Origin of the sequence: Pseudomonas entomophila (assembly GCF_029478665.1) — a bacterium.
Taxonomy (GTDB): Bacteria; Pseudomonadota; Gammaproteobacteria; order Pseudomonadales; family Pseudomonadaceae; genus Aquipseudomonas; species Aquipseudomonas entomophila_F.
In genome coordinates this window covers 41991-56985 of sequence record NZ_JARPQB010000023.1, presented here as the reverse complement: position 1 = coordinate 56985, position 14995 = coordinate 41991, and the positions used below count along the sequence as shown (strand labels likewise).

Below are 14995 nucleotides of genomic sequence, written 5' to 3'. Positions count from 1 at the left end.
GATGCAACCTTCTTGCGGGGCAAGTGCTAATGGAGACAGGGCTTAAGTTAGTCCCGTAAACACATGGGAAACAGAGGCTGTTTAGATAAGCACTGTTGCGCAAAAAGTAATGATTAGGATGAATAGCTTCAGATTTTTACCGCAAACCCGCGTAGTTGAGCGTTCGGCAGGTTGATACCAAAGGTATTGGCGCCGGCCTCACTTCGCACGAAAACATTGCCGCCATGCATCACGGCGATGGCCTTGACGATGGCCAACCCCAAACCATGATTGCCGCCACCACTGTTGCTGCGCGCCGCATCCACCCGATAGAAGCGCTCGAACAGCATCGGCAGGTGCTCCTCGGCAATCGCCGGCCCCGGGTTGCTCACGGCGATGCTCACCTGTTCTTCACCCGCCTCGATGCGCACCTGGATTACCTGGTGTGGCGCGGTGTGCTGCACGGCGTTGTTCAGCAGGTTGATCAGCGCCCGGCGCAGCTGGGCCTTTTCGAAACAGGCCTGGGCGTCGCCGCTGACGCTGACGCTGACCTGGGCGTCTTCGAGGATGTAGTCGAGGTAGTCGAGGGTGGTGGCCACTTCCTCGGCCAGCGAGGCGCTGGTCAGCGAGGTGGCCTTGCTGCCCTGGTCGGCGCTGGCCAGGAACAGCATGTCGTTGATGATGCTGCGCAGGCGCTCCAGCTCTTCGAGGTTGGATTGCAGCACTTCGAAGTAGTGCTCGGCGCTGCGCCCGCGGGTCAGGGCGACTTGGGTCTGGCCGATCAGGTTGGTCAGTGGCGAGCGCAGTTCGTGGGCGACATCGGCGTTGAAGGCTTCGAGCTGTGAATAGGTCTGGGTGACGCGGTCGAGGGCGGCGTTGAAGGCGCCGGCGAACTGTGCCAGTTCCGGGGGCAGGTCGCGGGTTGGCAGGCGGCCGTCCAGGCGCGGCGGGGCCAGGGCCTGGGCTTCGTCCGACAGGGCTTGCAGGGGCTTGAGGCCGATACGCGCCACCCAGTAGCCGAGCAGCGAGGCCAGCAGCACACCGAAAGCGGCGAGGCCGACGATGGCCACCAGAAGGCTGTGCTGGGCTTGCCAGAAAGTCTCGGTATCGATGCCGATCAGGAAGCGCAGTGGCGGGCGGTCGCCCAGTGCGGGTAGTTCACTGACCAACACTTTATACGGGTAGGGGCTGCTGGCCAGGCGCAGGTCGCGCATGCCCGGCGCGCCTTCGGCGAAGGCGCGGACCTGTTCGGTGGGGTGGCCGTATTCGAAGGCCGGGTCGCTGCTGACCACCCAGAAGCGGATGCGCCGGTCTTCTTCGCTCAGCAGGTTGAGCTTGTTGTTGACCTTGGCCCAGTGCTCAGGGGTGCCGAAGCGGTTGAGGGTGGATTCGAGCACGCTGAAGCGTGCGTCCAGTTCGGCGGCGGGCAGCAGGTCGAGGCTGTGGTCGACCTGGCGGTACAGGGCACTGCCGATCAGCACGAACACCGCCAGGGCGACCAGGGTGAACAGGGCCGAGAGGCGCAGGGCGATGGAGTTGCCGGGTTTGCTTCGGAAAAGGGTCATGGATGGCTACCCCAAGGGGCTGCTTCGCAGCCCGTTCGCGGCACAAGGCCGCTCCTACAGGAGACCGCGATCCGTTGTAGGAGCGGCCTTGTGCCGCGAACGGGGCGCGCAGCGCCCCCAAGGCTACCCACGGTGCTCCAGGACATAACCCATGCCTCGAATGGTATGCAGCAGCTTGTTGTCGAACGGCCCGTCGAGCTTCGCCCGCAGGCGCTTGATGGCCACCTCGACGACATTGGCGTCGCTGTCGAAGTTGATGTCCCAGACCAGCTCGGCGATGGCGGTCTTCGAGAGGATCTCGCCCTGGCGCCGGGCCAGCACACTGAGCAGCGAGAACTCCTTGGCGGTGAGGTCCAGGCGTTGCCCCGCACGGGTGGCCTTGCGCGCCATCAGGTCGATCCACAGGTCGGCCACCTGGATCTGCAAGGGTTCATGAATGGCGCTGCGCCGGGTCAGCGCCTGCAGGCGGGCGACCAGTTCGAGGAACGAGAACGGCTTGCCCAGATAATCGTCGGCGCCTTCGCGCAACCCATGGATGCGGTCCTCGACCCGCTCGCGGGCGGTGAGCATGATCACCGGGGTCTGCTTGCGTGCCCGCAGTGCGCGCAGCACGCCATAGCCATCCAGGCCGGGCAGCATCACGTCGAGCACGATCACCGCATAGTCGCCCTCCAGGGCCAGGTGCAGGCCGTCGATGCCGTCGCGGGCCAGGTCGACGGTGAAGCCCTGTTCGCTCAGGCCGCGATGCAGGTAGTCGGCGGTTTTTTCTTCGTCTTCGATGATCAGCACACGCATGGTCTTGTCTCAACTGGCGCTTGAAGCGGCGGCCGGGGTGGCCCGGCGGCGGTGGAACAGCTGTTCCAGGGCCAAGTATATGACCGGGGTGGTGAACAGCGTCAGGGCCTGGCTCACCAGCAGGCCGCCGACCACGGCGATGCCCAGCGGCTGGCGCAGCTCGGCGCCGGTACCGAAGCCGAACATCAGCGGCACCGCGCCGAGCAAGGCGGCGAGGGTGGTCATGATGATCGGGCGGAAGCGCACCAGGCACGCCTGGCGGATCGCCTGCTCGGGCGTCATGCCTTGATTGCGCTGGGCCTCGAGGGCGAAGTCGATGAGCAGGATGCCATTCTTCTTGACGATGCCGATCAGCAGCACCACGCCGATCAACCCCATGATGCTGAAGTCCTGGCCGCTGGCCCAGAGCAGGATGATCGCGCCCAGGCCCGCGGACGGTAGCGTGGAGATGATGGTCAGCGGGTGGACGAAGCTCTCGTAGAGCACCCCGAGGATGATGTATACCGCCACCAGCGCGGCGAGGATCAGGTACGGCTGGCTCGACAGCGAACTCTGGAACGCCTGGGCCGCGCCCTGGAAGTTGCCGCTGATGGCGTCGGGCATGCCCAGTTCGCGCTGGGTGCGTTCGAGGATCCGCACCGCGTCGCCCAGGGCCACGCCGGGGGCCAGGTTGAACGACAGGTTGGCGGCCGGGAACAGGCCGTCGTGGCTGATCGACAGGGGGCCGGTGCTGGGCGGCGCGACATGGGCCAGGGCCGACAGCGGCACCATCTCGCCGGACAGTGGCGAGCGCAGGTAGAAGTAATTGAGGCTTTCAGCCTTGCCGCGTTGGCGGGCGTCCAGTTCGAGGATCACCTTGTACTGGTTGGTTTCGGTCTGGAATTCGCTGATCTGCCGCTGGCCGAAGGCGTCGTACAGGGCCTGGTCGACGTCGGTGGTGGTCAGGCCAAAGCGCGCTGCGGCCTGGCGGTCGATGTCGATGCGGGTGACGCTGGCGCCCAGTTGCAGGTCGTTGGACAGGTCACGGAACGCCGGGTTTTCCCGCAGGCGTTCGGTCAGGCGTTGCGTCCACAGGTTCAGCGCCACGCCGTCGTTGCTCTTGAGCACGTATTGATACTGGGTGCGCGACGGGCCGGAACTGAGGTTGATGTCCTGGCCGGCGCGCATGTACAGGACGATGCCCGGCACCTGGGCCAGTTTCGGGCGGATCCGGTCGATCCACTCGCTGGCTGACACATCGCGCTCACCCCGTGGCTTGAGCGAGATCCAGAAGCGGCCGTTGGCGATGGTCTGGTTGCTGCCGGTGACCCCGACCGAGTGCGAGTAGGCGCGCACCGCCGGGTCTTCGCCGATGATCCTGGCCAGGGCCAGGTGCTTGTCGATCATCGAGGAGTATGAGACATCCGCCGCCGCTTCGGTGGTGCCGAGGATGAAGCCGGTGTCCTGCAAGGGGAAGAAGCCTTTGGGGATGCCCACGTAGCCGGCCACGGCCAGGACCAGGGTGAGGCCGAACACGCCGAGGGTGATGCGCCGATGGGCCAGGGCGCGGTCCAGGCCCTTTTCGTACCCGCGCAGCAGGCGCGGGCCGAACCCGCCCTCATGCTCGCCGGGCGGGCGGCGCATGAACAGTGCGCAAAGGGTCGGGGCCAGGGTCAGCGACACCACCACCGAAATCAGGATGGTCGCCGTGGCGGTCAGCGCGAACTCCTTGAACAGCCGGCCCACCACGCCGCCCATGAACAGCAGCGGGATGAACGCGGCGATCAGCGAGAAACTGATCGACACCACGGTGAAGCCGATCTCGCCGGCGCCCTTGAGCGCGGCGGTGCGGCTGTCGTCGCCGGCCTCGAGGTGGCGGTGGATGTTCTCCACCACCACGATGGCGTCGTCGACCACGAAGCCCACGGCGATGACGATGGCCACCAGTGTCAAGTTGTTGAGGCTGAAGCCGAGCACGTACATCAGCGCGCAGCTGGCGATCAGCGACACGCCCAGCACGCTGGAGACGATGAAGGTCGCCGACCACTGGCGCAGGAACAGCGCCATCACTCCGATCACCAGGGCCACGGCGATCATCAGGGTCAGCTCCACCTCGTGCAGCGAGGCGCGGATGGTCTGGGTGCGGTCCTGCAGCACCGACACCTCGACCGAGGCCGGCAGCATCTCCTGCAGGCGGGGCAGGGCGTCGAGCACCCGGTCCACGGTGTCGACGATGTTGGCCCCGGGCTGGCGGAAGATCACCAGGTTCAGGCCGGGCCGGTCGCCGGACCAGGCCTTCACATAGGCGTTTTCGGCGCCGTTGATCACCTTGGCCACATCCGCGAGGTGCACCGGTGCGCCGTCGCGGTAGCTGACGATGAGCCTGGCGTAGTCCTCGGGGTGGAACAGCTGGTCGTTGGCGGCGATGGTCGACACACTGTGCTCGCCATAAAAAGCACCCTTGGCCAGGTTGAGGCTGGTCTGCTGGATGGCCTGGCGCACGTCGGCCAGGGTCAGGCCGATGGCGGCGAGTTTTTCGGGCTGGGCCTGCACGCGGATGGCCGGGCGCAACTGGCCGGTGATGTTGACCAGGCCGACCCCGTCGATCTGGCTGAGCTGACGGGCCAGCAGGGTCTCGGCGTAGTCGCTGAGCTCGTTGCCGGGCATCTGCGCGGAACTGACGGTGAGGATCAGCACCGGGCTGTCGGCCGGGTTGACCTTGCGCCAGGTGGGGGGGCTGGGCAGGTCCTGGGGCAGGCGCGCGGTGGCGGTGTTGATCGCCGCCTGGACTTCCTGGGCGGCGGTGTCAATGTTCTTGTCGAGGGTGAACTGCAGGATCAGCGTGGTCGAGCCCAGGGCGCTGCTGCTGGTCATCTGGGTCATGCCGGGGATGGCGCTGAATTGCACTTCAAGCGGCGTGGCCACCGACGAGGCCATGGTCTCGGGGCTGGCGCCGGGCAGCGCGGCGGTGACCTGGATGGTCGGGAAGTCGGCCTCGGGCAGCGGCGCCACCGGCAGCCGCGGGAAGGCGATGGCGCCCAGCAGCACCAGGGCGAAGGTCAGCAGCAGGGTGGCGATGGGATGGTCGATGCACCAGGCCGAGACGCCGTTGCGGGTGTTCATGGCTGGCTCCTGCGGTCGGCCATCTCGGCCGGCGCCGGCGCATCCGGCGTGACCTCGACCTTCGAGCCCGGCTTGAGGCGCGACTGGCCATCGAGCACCAGCTGGTCGCCGGCCTTGACCCCGGCGACGATGTTCAGCGTGCTGTCCTGGTACAGCACCTTGACCGGCACGCTGGTGACCTTGTCGCCGTCCACGCGGTAGACGAAGTGGCCGTCGATGCTGCGCTGCACCACCGGCGGCGGCACCACCAGGGCGTTTTCAGTCACCGCCGTGCGCAGGCGCACGGTGACCAGCTGGCCGGGCCACAGGCGACCGTCCTGGTTGTCGAACTCGGCCTTGACCCGCACCGTGCCGGTGGTGGCTGAGACCTGGTTGTCGATCAGGCTGAGGTGGCCCTTGGCGAGCAGGCTGCGTTCGCCGTCGGCGTCCATGTAGGCCTCGACTTCCGCCGGCGTGGGGGTTTTCAGCAGGTTTTGCAGGGTGGGCAGCTGTTGCTGGGGCAACGAGAACTCCACGGCGATCGGGTCGATCTGGGTGACGCTGAACAGGCCCTGCGTATCGGTGGTGCGCACCAGGTTGCCGGGGTCGACGTTGCGGATACCGACGCGGCCGGTCACCGGCGAGGCGATGCGGGTGTAGGAGAGCTGCACCGCGGCGTTGTCGATGGCGGCCTGGTCGCCGGTAATCGTGGCCTGAAGTTGGTTGACCAGCGCCTGTTGCTGGTCGAGGGTCTGCTTCGACACGCCGTCGTCGGTGCTGAGCAACTGGTAGCGCTTGAGGTTGACCCTGGCCACCTGCAGTTGCGCCTGGGTCTGGCCGAGCTGGGCGCGGGCCTGGTCGAGGCTGGCGCGGATCGCCCGGTCGTCGAGGGTGGCCAGCAGGTCGCCCTGCTTCACCCATTGCCCTTCCTTGACCAGCACCTGAGTGAGCACCCCCTCGACCTGGGGGCGCACCTCGACGCTGTGCAGCGACAGCACCGAGCCGATGGCGCCGAGGTAGCGCGGCACGTCCTGCTGGGCGACGGCGACCACTCGCACCGGCACGGCGCTTGCGCCACGGCTGGCGGGGGCCGTCGGGCGTTGGGCGAGCCAGAAACCGGCAGTGGCCAGTGCAACCAGGGCCAGGGCGGCGAGAACGAGGGGGCGGGACGGACGTCGCATCGGGCGGGCACCTTGGCCAGGGGGCGAAAACAGTATTCGGTTATCCACGGTTATAGCGCGCCGACCGGGTCGGCAGCGTGACGCCAGGCTGTCACGGCTGTCAGTTTCGAGGCTTGATGGCCAAATGCCAATATCCTGCCGTGGATCAATATTGCCCCGCCAATTGCCCCTAGAGTCGAACGCCCTGCCGATTTCCCGAACAACAACGAGAGCCTCCGATGAAGTGCAATATGCCCGTTACCGGTCGCGAAGTGGATTACCCCGGCGACGCCAATATCCTCTCCACCACCGACCTGGACAGCCGCATCACCTACGCCAATGACGACTTCCTGCGGGTGAGTGGTTTCACCCGTGACGAGCTGTTGGGCCATGCCCACCATGTGGTGCGCCACCCGGACATGCCGCCCCAGGCCTTTGCCCAGATGTGGCAGGCGCTCAAGGCCGGGCGTTCGTGGATGGGGCTGGTGAAGAACCGTTGCAAGAATGGTGATCACTACTGGGTCAGCGCGTTCGTCTCGCCGATCAGCAGTGGTGGGCAGACGCTGGAGTACCAGTCGGTACGAACCAAGCCCAGCGCCGCACAGGTCGAGGCGGCCGAGCGCTGTTACGCGCGGTTGCGCGAGGGGCGGCGTGGCTGGCGCGAGCGGCTACCGGTGGCGGGGCTGGCGACGCGGTTGTCGCTGGGGATAGCAGGGTTGTTGGCCGTGGTGATGGGGGCCGGGCACTGGTGGCTCGAGCGCCCGCTGTTGGCGTCGCTGGTGGAGATCGGCGTCGCGGCCGGCCTCAGCGCCGGGGTGATCCTGCTGTTGCTGCGCCCGCTCGAGCGCCTGCGCCGCCAGGCGCTGGCCATCGCCGACAATCCATTGAGCCAGCAGTTGTACACCGGTCGCCGCGACGGCCTGGGCCAGATCGAGTTCGCCATGCGCATGCTCAAGGCGCAGTTGGGGGCGGTGGTCGGACGTATCGGCGACACCTCCTCGCGGCTGGCCGGGCATTCCGGGTCGTTGGTCGACGCGCTGCACAGCAGCCATGCCAACAGCCTGGAGCAGCAGAGCGAGGCCGACCAGGTGGCCACGGCGATCCACCAGATGAGCGCCAGTGTCGCCCAGGTCGCTAGCAGCGCGCAGATGGCGGCGATGGCCGCCGACCAGGCCGAGGGCGAGACGCAGTCCGGCCATCAGCTGGTCGACCGCAACCGCTGCGCGATCCAGGACCTGGCAGGCTCGCTGGTGGAAGCCAGCGAAGTGATCCAGCAGTTGGAGAACCACAGCAGCGAGATCTCCGGGGTGCTCGACGTGATCCGCGGCATCGCCGAGCAGACCAACCTGCTGGCGCTCAACGCCGCCATCGAGGCGGCGCGGGCCGGCGACCAGGGGCGTGGGTTCGCGGTGGTCGCCGACGAGGTGCGCGGCCTGGCCCAGCGCACCGCGCAGTCCACCCACGATATCCAGCGCATGATCGCCGCCCTGCAGGACGGCGCCCGTGCGGCGGTGCAAGTGATGCAACAGAGCAGTGCCCATGCCGGGCACAGTGTCGAGCAGGCGCAACTGGCCAGCGACGCGCTGGACAGCATCAGCGCGCGGGTCAACCAGATCAACGAGATGAGCCTGCAGATTGCCGCGGCGGTGGAGCAGCAGAGCCAGGTGAGCGAGAACATCAACCGCAATATCATCAGCATCCGCCAGGCCAGCGAGGCGACGGTCAGTGTCGGGCAGCGCAGCCACAGCAGCGCCAGTGACGTGGCGGACCTGGCCAAGGACCTGCGGCGGCTGGCGGATGAGTTCTGGCGGCGCTGTCAGTAGGAGCGGCTTTAGCCGCGATGCGGGTAACGCCGTCTTGGCACCCGCTTCGCGGGTGATCGCGGCTGAAGCCGCTCCTACAGGGTGATCGTGGCTGAAGCCGCTCCTACAGGGTGATCGTGGCTGAAGCCGCTCCTACAGGTTGCTCAGAAGCCGATGAACGCGTAATAGACTGGCGCTTCGCCGGTCACCTGCAAATGATGATCCATTAGCTCGGTGGCAAGCGCCTCGTCCTGGACATGCACCCTCCAAGGGGCGTCGGCGGTCTGTGGCGGCTGCCCCAGCACCGCGGCAAACGCCGCCATGTCCGGCAACCACGCGGTAAACCCATTGCCCTTCAACGCGCTGGTGGTCATCCCCAGCACCTGGCAGATCGCCACTTTGCCGGCGATGTCGTCCCGGTCCGCCTGGCGCGACGCGTCGATCAACGCCCGCAGCCCGGCATCCACCGGCAGGCTGCCATGGATCAGCGCCGGCCCTTGCTCCCAGGCCTCGGGCGGGCAGTCCTTGTTTTCCGGGCGCAGCGGCAGGTGCGGGTTGATCTCGGCCGGGTAGATCCGGCACACCAGCGGGCGGGTGTCGTAGATGGTGCACAGGTCGTTGGCGTCGAGGTTGCGGCAACGCCCCGGGTTGAAGGCGGCGAAGGTCACCGACACGCGCAGTTCGCCCGCGCCGCAATGCACGGGGTGGGACCGGCGCAGCACATGTTCGCGTTGATCGGCCGGCATGCCGGGCCCATCGACGATGAAACCCTCGATCAACACGACTACCTGGCCACCGGACGCGGCCCATTGACGTGATTCGGCGAGTGTCAGAGGTACATGGTGGCCGGTGCAGCACTTGCCGCAGCCGGTACAGGCGAAACGAATACTGTCGCTCACGGCTTGCCGGCTTCCCACTCTGTCACGAACGCCTGCTGGCGCTGGCGATCGTACAGGCACAACTCCGTGCCGGTGCGCTGTTGCATGTGCTTCTGTGGGTAGGTGCCTTCGACCAGCAGCGCGCTGTAGCCGACCTGGTCGTCGAACTCGGCGGGCTTGCCCAGCACGTGGGCGTCCTTGAACTGGCTGGCGGCCAGGCAGGCCTTGAGCATGTGCTGGCGCTGGTCGCTCCAGGCCTGGCTGCTCGAAGCATGGGCTGCGCCGTTGAACAGGGCGCAAGTGAGCAGGAGAGAACTGAGATATTTCATATGCGTACTGGCCATGAACATCCGAAGGGCGCGAATTATGCCCGAACATTCTCCTGCATCAAGTCAGGAAAGTCCTGACTTGATTTGTCAGCGTTCCTCGAATACGACCGCCCGCGCCGCCGTCACCAGGCAGTTGGTCAGCTCCGGTGAGGAGAACTTGGTGAGGATGGCGTTGGCCCCCGCCAGTTTGGCCTTGTCGCCGCTCATCGCGCTGTCCAGCGAGGTGTGCAGCAGGATGTACAGGTGCTGGAAGTCCGGCGTCTCGCGCAGGGTGCGGGTGAAGGCGAAGCCGTCCATCTCCGACATCTCAATGTCGGAGACGATGATATTGATCTCCTTGTCGGTACCTTGCAGCTCCAGCAGCACGTTGATCGCGTCCTTGGCGCTGCGCGCGGTGTGACACTCGATACCCAGGTTGCGCAGGGTGTGCACCGACTGTTGCAGCGCCACCTGGCTGTCGTCCACCACCAGGATGTTGGCAGCGGCCAGCAGGCTGGCGTCCTCTTCGCTGACTTCGCCCGGGTGCGGCTCGTGCTGCGGCGGGGCGATGCCGTGGATGACCTTTTCGATGTCCAGCACCTGCACCAGGGTGTTGTCGACCCGGGTCACGCCGGTGATGAACGAGCGGTTGCCGGAACCGAACGGCGGCGGCTTGATGTCGGTGCTCAGGCAATGAATGATGCGGCTCACCGCCTGCACATGCAGGCCCTGGCGCGAGCGGCTGATCTCGGTGACGATCAGGCAGCCGCCGTCCGGGTCGGCCAGGGGCATCTCACCAATGGCGCGGGACAGGTCGATCACCGACAGCGAGTTGCCGCGCAGGGTGGCCACGCCCTTCACATGCGGGTGGGCCTCCGGCAGCTTGGTCAACGGCGGGCAGGGGATGATCTCGCTGACCTTGAGCAAGTTGATTGCCATCAGCTTGCCGCTGCGCAGGGTGAATAGCAGCAGGGACAACGAGTCCGCGCGGGCTTTTTGCGTGGCCATGGGCAACCTTTGGTTCGAAATGGGGAGGATGCCGGGTTATCGGCTTTTTGGCGCCGGGCTTTAGCTTAGTTTGCGATTACGAACTGCGCTTTACCGCCCTGTTCGCCGGCAAGCCGGCTCCTACGTGACAGGTAGGGGCCGGCTTGCCGGCGAACAGATCCAATCAACGCAACCCCAGGCGCTTGGCCAACCGGCTCAGGTTCGCCCTGTCCAGCCCCAGTTCCCGTGCTGCGGCCGCCCAGTTGTCCCCATGGCGCTTCAGGCACGCTTCCACGATCTGCCGTTGATAATCATCCATGGCCTCGCGCAGCCCACCCTCGGGCAACGGCGCGTCGACGGGCGGCATCTCTGCCTCGGCATGCATGGCCGGCGCCACATTGCGCAGATCCAGGTCCGCTGCCTCCAGCGTGAGAATCTTCGGCCGCTGCCCATGGTGCCCCAGCGCCTTGAGCGCCGAACGGCCGATCAGGTGCTCCAGCTCGCGCACATTACCTGGCCAGTCGTAAGCCAGCAGCGCGGCCTGGGCATCGGTGGAAAGCCTCAGGCTGCCCAGCCCCAGGCGCGAGCGGTTCTGCTCCAGGAAATACCCAGCCAGCAACAGTACATCGCGGCCCCGTTCACGCAGGGGGGGGACCTGCAGGGGATAGACGCTCAGCCGGTGATAGAAGTCGGCACGGTAGTTACCGTTGCGCACTTCCTCCGCCAGATCGCGGTTGGTCGCGGCGATCAGGCGCACGTCCACCTGGTGCTCGCGGTCCGAGCCCAGCCGTTGCAACTGGCCACTCTGCAGCACGCGCAACAGCTTGGCCTGCACAGCCAGGGGCAATTCGCCGACTTCATCGAGGAACAGCGTGCCGCCGTTGGCCAGTTCGAACTTGCCGCGCCGTTCGCCGTGGGCGCCAGTGAAGGCGCCGCGCACATGGCCGAACAGTTCGCTTTCCACCAGGGTGTCGGGCAACGCGGCGCAGTTCAGGCTGATCATCGGCTTGTCGGCGCGGTTGCTGGCGCTATGCAGCGCCTGGGCCACCAGCTCCTTGCCCACGCCGGTCTCGCCGGTGATCAGCACGGTCAGGTCGCTGCCGCCGACCAGGCGGATTTCCTCGACCAGGTGCTTGTGGGCCTTGCTCTGGCCGATCAGTTCCCTGTCCTGACCGCTGGCCTGGCGGTACACCTCGGCACGTTGGTGCTCGTCCTCGGCGCGCAGGGCCAGGTGCTCGATGCGCTCGGCCACGGTGACGGTGGCGGCGGCCAGGCTGGCGAAGGCTTGCAGGGCATCGAGCTCCAGGCTCTGGAACTGGCCGGGGGTCAGGGCGTCGAGGGTCAGCAGCCCCCAGGGGCGCTCGTCGACCATCAAAGGGCAACCCATGCAGTCATGCACTTCGAGGTCGGCGTGGGTGGCGTTGACCAGGCCGTCGTAGGGGTCGGGCAACGGGCTGTCGCTGGCGAAGCGGGTCGGCTCCGGGCGGCTGAGCAGCGCCTGGAAGCGTGGGTGCTCGCTGACCCGGAAGCGCCGACCGAGGGTATCCGCTGACAGCCCGTCGACCGCCAGCGGCACCAGCCACTCGCCATCGAGGCGCAACAGCGCCGCGGCATCACACGGCAGCAGGCCGCGCATAGCCTGGAGCAGACGGCGGTAGCGCTCCTGGTCGGGCAGGTCGCAGGACAGGTCGCTGACCAGGGGGAGGAGGGCGGTGAGCAGGGGTTTTGCAGTCATATGGACTCCTGTTGGTCGTAATGACTATACGCTTGGGTGTGTCTTTATGACACCGGTAATGCTCAAGACCCTGAATTCATTGGTTTTTAAAGTTGGCACGATTACTGAAATGACGATGGCAACTATTCGAAGCCACAGGCTCAGGAGTCGCTGCAATGCTCAATGCCGAACAACGTGCAATCATCAAGGCCACTGTTCCCCTGTTGGAAAGCGGTGGCGAGGCGCTGACCACTCACTTCTACAAGCTGATGCTCAGTGAATACCCCGAAGTACGCCCTTTGTTCAACCAGGCCCACCAGGCCAGTGGCGACCAGCCACGCGCCCTGGCCAACGGCGTGCTGATGTATGCCAGGCACATCGACCAGCTCGAGCAGCTCGGCGGCCTGGTCGGGCAGATCATCAACAAGCATGTGGCCTTGCAGATCCTGCCCGAACACTATCCTATCGTCGGCGGCTGCCTGCTGCGCGCCATCGAGGAAGTGCTGGGCAAGGACATCGCCACTCCCGAGGTAATCGCCGCCTGGGCTGCCGCCTATGGGCAACTGGCCGATATCCTCATCGGCGCCGAAGAGGGCCTGTACAAGCAGAAGGAAGAAGCCGCCGGTGGCTGGCGCGGTGCCCGCGCGTTCCGTGTGGTGCGCCGCGAGCAGGAAAGCGGCGAGGTGGTCTCGTTCTACTTCGCCCCGGTCGACGGCAAGCCGGTCATCAAGGCCGAGCCGGGCCAGTACATTGGGCTGCAACTGTTCATCGGCGGCGTCGAGCAGCGCCGCAACTATTCCCTGTCGGCCCTGTGCGACGGTGAGCAGTACCGCATCAGCGTCAAGCGCGAAGCCGAGGGCAAGGTTTCCAACTACCTTCACGACGAACTGATGGTGGGCGCGACGGTGCAGTTGTTCCCGCCTTCCGGTGACTTCACCCTGGCTGCCAGCGACAAGCCGCTGGTGCTGATCAGTGGTGGCGTGGGCATCACCCCGACCCTGGCCATGCTCGAGGCGGCGCTGAAGACCGAGCGGCCGGTGCACTTCATCCACTGCGCGCGCAATGGCGCGGTGCATGCGTTCCGTGACTGGGTCGACGGGCTGGCCGCGAAGCATCCGCAACTCAAGCGCTTCTATTGCTACGCCGAGGACGACGGCAGCCGTGCTGCCGATGCGGTGGGCCTGCTGGATCAGGATCTGCTGGCGCAGTGGATGCCGCGCGAGCGGGATGTCGATGCCTATTTCCTCGGGCCCAAGGGCTTCATGGCGGCGATCAAGCGCCAGCTCAAGGGGTTGGGCGTGCCGGAAGGGCAGAGCCGTTATGAGTTCTTCGGGCCGGCGGCGGCGTTGGAGTAACCGGTTCGGCTGGAAATTGTCGGGGCTGCTGCGCAGCCCTTTCGCGGCACAAGGCCGCTCCTACAGGAGTGCGCAATCGTCTGTAGGGGCGGCCTTGTGCCGCGAAAGGGGCGCAAAGCGCCCCCGAGGTTTCTCAAATTCCCAATTGCTCGCAAGCCAGCTCTCGTACCTGATGCTCCCGACCGTGGGTAATCGAGAACGAAGCGGCCGATTGCATTCTCCGTGCGGGGGCTGGCTTGCCAGCAATTGGGCTACAACCCCTCTTTATATAGAAAGAGATGAAAGCCGCTACAGCGGCCTTCATCTTTAATCCTCCTTTAATCACTGTATCCTTCACTCCCGAGTGTCGAGGGGCCTTGCCCTGTCCGGCGCTCGGGCCGCCGTGTTTTTCACGCGCAGCGGTTGAACCGAAACCGACCCGCTCGGTCCTAGGTCAACAGTGGATAGCCGCACGCCCCGCCTCGACACATTCAAAGGTCATCTCCAGCGTGTAGACTTGGCGCCCCCGGGCAGCCAACGCTGCCACTCTCCATCGAAGGAATCGGCAATGAACGAACTCACATCGCGCCTGAATCGGGAACGGCGCTTTCTGGTGCTCCTTGGCGTGATCTGCCTGGCGCTGATCGGCGGCGCGTTGTACATGCAGGTGGTGCTGGGCGAGGCGCCGTGCCCGCTGTGCATCCTGCAACGCTACGCGCTGCTGTTCATCGCGATCTTCGCCTTCATCGCCGCCGCCATGCCGGGGCGCAAGAGCCTGACCTTCTTCGAAGTACTGGTGGTGCTCAGCGCCATCGGTGGCATCGTTGCAGCCGGCAACCATGTGTATATACTCGCCAACCCGATGGTCAGCTGCGGCATAGACACGCTGCAACCGATCGTCGATGACCTGCCGCTGGCCAAGCTGTGGCCGCTGGCATTTCAGGTCGACGGCTTCTGCTCCACGCCGTACCCGCCGATCCTCGGGCTGTCGCTCGCTCAATGGGCCCTGGTCGCCTTCGTGCTGACCACCGTGCTTGTCCCCCTGGGGATCTACCGCAACCGTCGTCGCGGTTAGACCAAAGTCCCTATTTGACCCAGGTCTATTGCAGGGCGCGAGAAGGCACAAACCCTGCCGAATGATTGACCAGGATCAAGCCAAGGGCCTTGCGCGATGCGGGTTTCAGGGCTATTCGGCGGGGTGCGACAAACTGTCGCGAAGTTGATTTTTCGAGCAGTATTGTTACGCATTCTGTAAAAGACTGTTGCTCAATAAGTCATAGTCAATGGGGGGCGACCTCACTACAATCGCCCCCAATTTCCGTTCGGCACTGCTTGCGAGTCGCAGGATTGAAGGAAGCCGCAGCGCTCCCTTTTGCTGACTTCGTCAAGTTT

Annotated in this window: 11 protein-coding genes; 3 read left to right on the top strand and 8 right to left on the bottom strand. The window is 65.7% G+C overall.

Translation table 11 applies throughout. The annotated features are described in order from the left end of the window. Window positions 1-128: 128 nt before the first annotated feature. From P5705_RS13515 to P5705_RS13500, 4 genes are all read right to left on the bottom strand, one after another. Window positions 129-1544 carry a heavy metal sensor histidine kinase gene (locus tag P5705_RS13515; protein ID WP_277461333.1) on the bottom strand — a complete coding sequence of 472 codons (1416 nt, stop codon included), beginning with the start codon at window positions 1542-1544 and terminating at the stop codon, window positions 129-131. A 123-nt stretch (window positions 1545-1667) separates the two neighbouring features. Then, entirely contained in the window at window positions 1668-2339 is a 672-nt protein-coding gene (locus P5705_RS13510; protein ID WP_011532275.1) for a heavy metal response regulator transcription factor, read from the bottom strand. 9 nt (window positions 2340-2348) lie between these two features. Then, on the bottom strand, window positions 2349-5441 hold the full coding sequence (locus P5705_RS13505) for a multidrug efflux RND transporter permease subunit (protein ID WP_277461332.1): 3093 nt from the start codon (window positions 5439-5441) through the stop codon (window positions 2349-2351). After that, the gene (locus P5705_RS13500) at window positions 5438-6601 is read right to left on the bottom strand and encodes an efflux RND transporter periplasmic adaptor subunit (RefSeq protein WP_277461331.1); all 1164 of its coding nucleotides are present in this window, start codon (window positions 6599-6601) and stop codon (window positions 5438-5440) included. Before P5705_RS13500 ends, P5705_RS13505 begins: the two co-directional genes overlap by 4 nt. A 218-nt stretch (window positions 6602-6819) precedes the next feature. Between P5705_RS13500 and P5705_RS13495 the strand changes: the two genes are divergently transcribed. Then, window positions 6820-8403 carry a methyl-accepting chemotaxis protein gene (locus P5705_RS13495; RefSeq protein ID WP_277461330.1) on the top strand — a complete coding sequence of 528 codons (1584 nt, stop codon included), beginning with the start codon at window positions 6820-6822 and terminating at the stop codon, window positions 8401-8403. Window positions 8404-8546: 143 nt separating this feature from the next. On the opposite strand, the gene P5705_RS13490 is transcribed toward P5705_RS13495, so the two are convergent. From P5705_RS13490 to norR, 4 genes are all read right to left on the bottom strand, one after another. Beyond that, window positions 8547-9281 (bottom strand): YkgJ family cysteine cluster protein, encoded by a 735-nt coding sequence (locus P5705_RS13490; protein ID WP_277461329.1) that lies wholly within the window; start codon window positions 9279-9281, stop codon window positions 8547-8549. Continuing rightward, window positions 9278-9589 (bottom strand): hypothetical protein, encoded by a 312-nt coding sequence (locus P5705_RS13485; RefSeq protein ID WP_277461328.1) that lies wholly within the window; start codon window positions 9587-9589, stop codon window positions 9278-9280. Before P5705_RS13485 ends, P5705_RS13490 begins: the two co-directional genes overlap by 4 nt. A gap of 87 nt (window positions 9590-9676) precedes the next feature. Continuing rightward, window positions 9677-10576, bottom strand: a complete 900-nt coding sequence (locus tag P5705_RS13480; RefSeq protein ID WP_277461327.1) for a chemotaxis protein — start codon at window positions 10574-10576, stop codon at window positions 9677-9679. Window positions 10577-10739: 163 nt separating this feature from the next. Next, entirely contained in the window at window positions 10740-12290 is a 1551-nt protein-coding gene (gene norR, locus P5705_RS13475; RefSeq protein WP_277461326.1) for a nitric oxide reductase transcriptional regulator NorR, read from the bottom strand. A gap of 155 nt (window positions 12291-12445) precedes the next feature. Between norR and hmpA the strand changes: the two genes are divergently transcribed. Further along, complete coding sequence (hmpA, locus tag P5705_RS13470) at window positions 12446-13624, top strand: NO-inducible flavohemoprotein (protein ID WP_277461325.1); 1179 nt, start codon at window positions 12446-12448, stop codon at window positions 13622-13624. Between the two features lie 547 nt (window positions 13625-14171). Then, the gene (locus tag P5705_RS13465) at window positions 14172-14678 is read left to right on the top strand and encodes a disulfide bond formation protein B (protein WP_011532285.1); all 507 of its coding nucleotides are present in this window, start codon (window positions 14172-14174) and stop codon (window positions 14676-14678) included. Window positions 14679-14995: the final 317 nt, after the last annotated feature.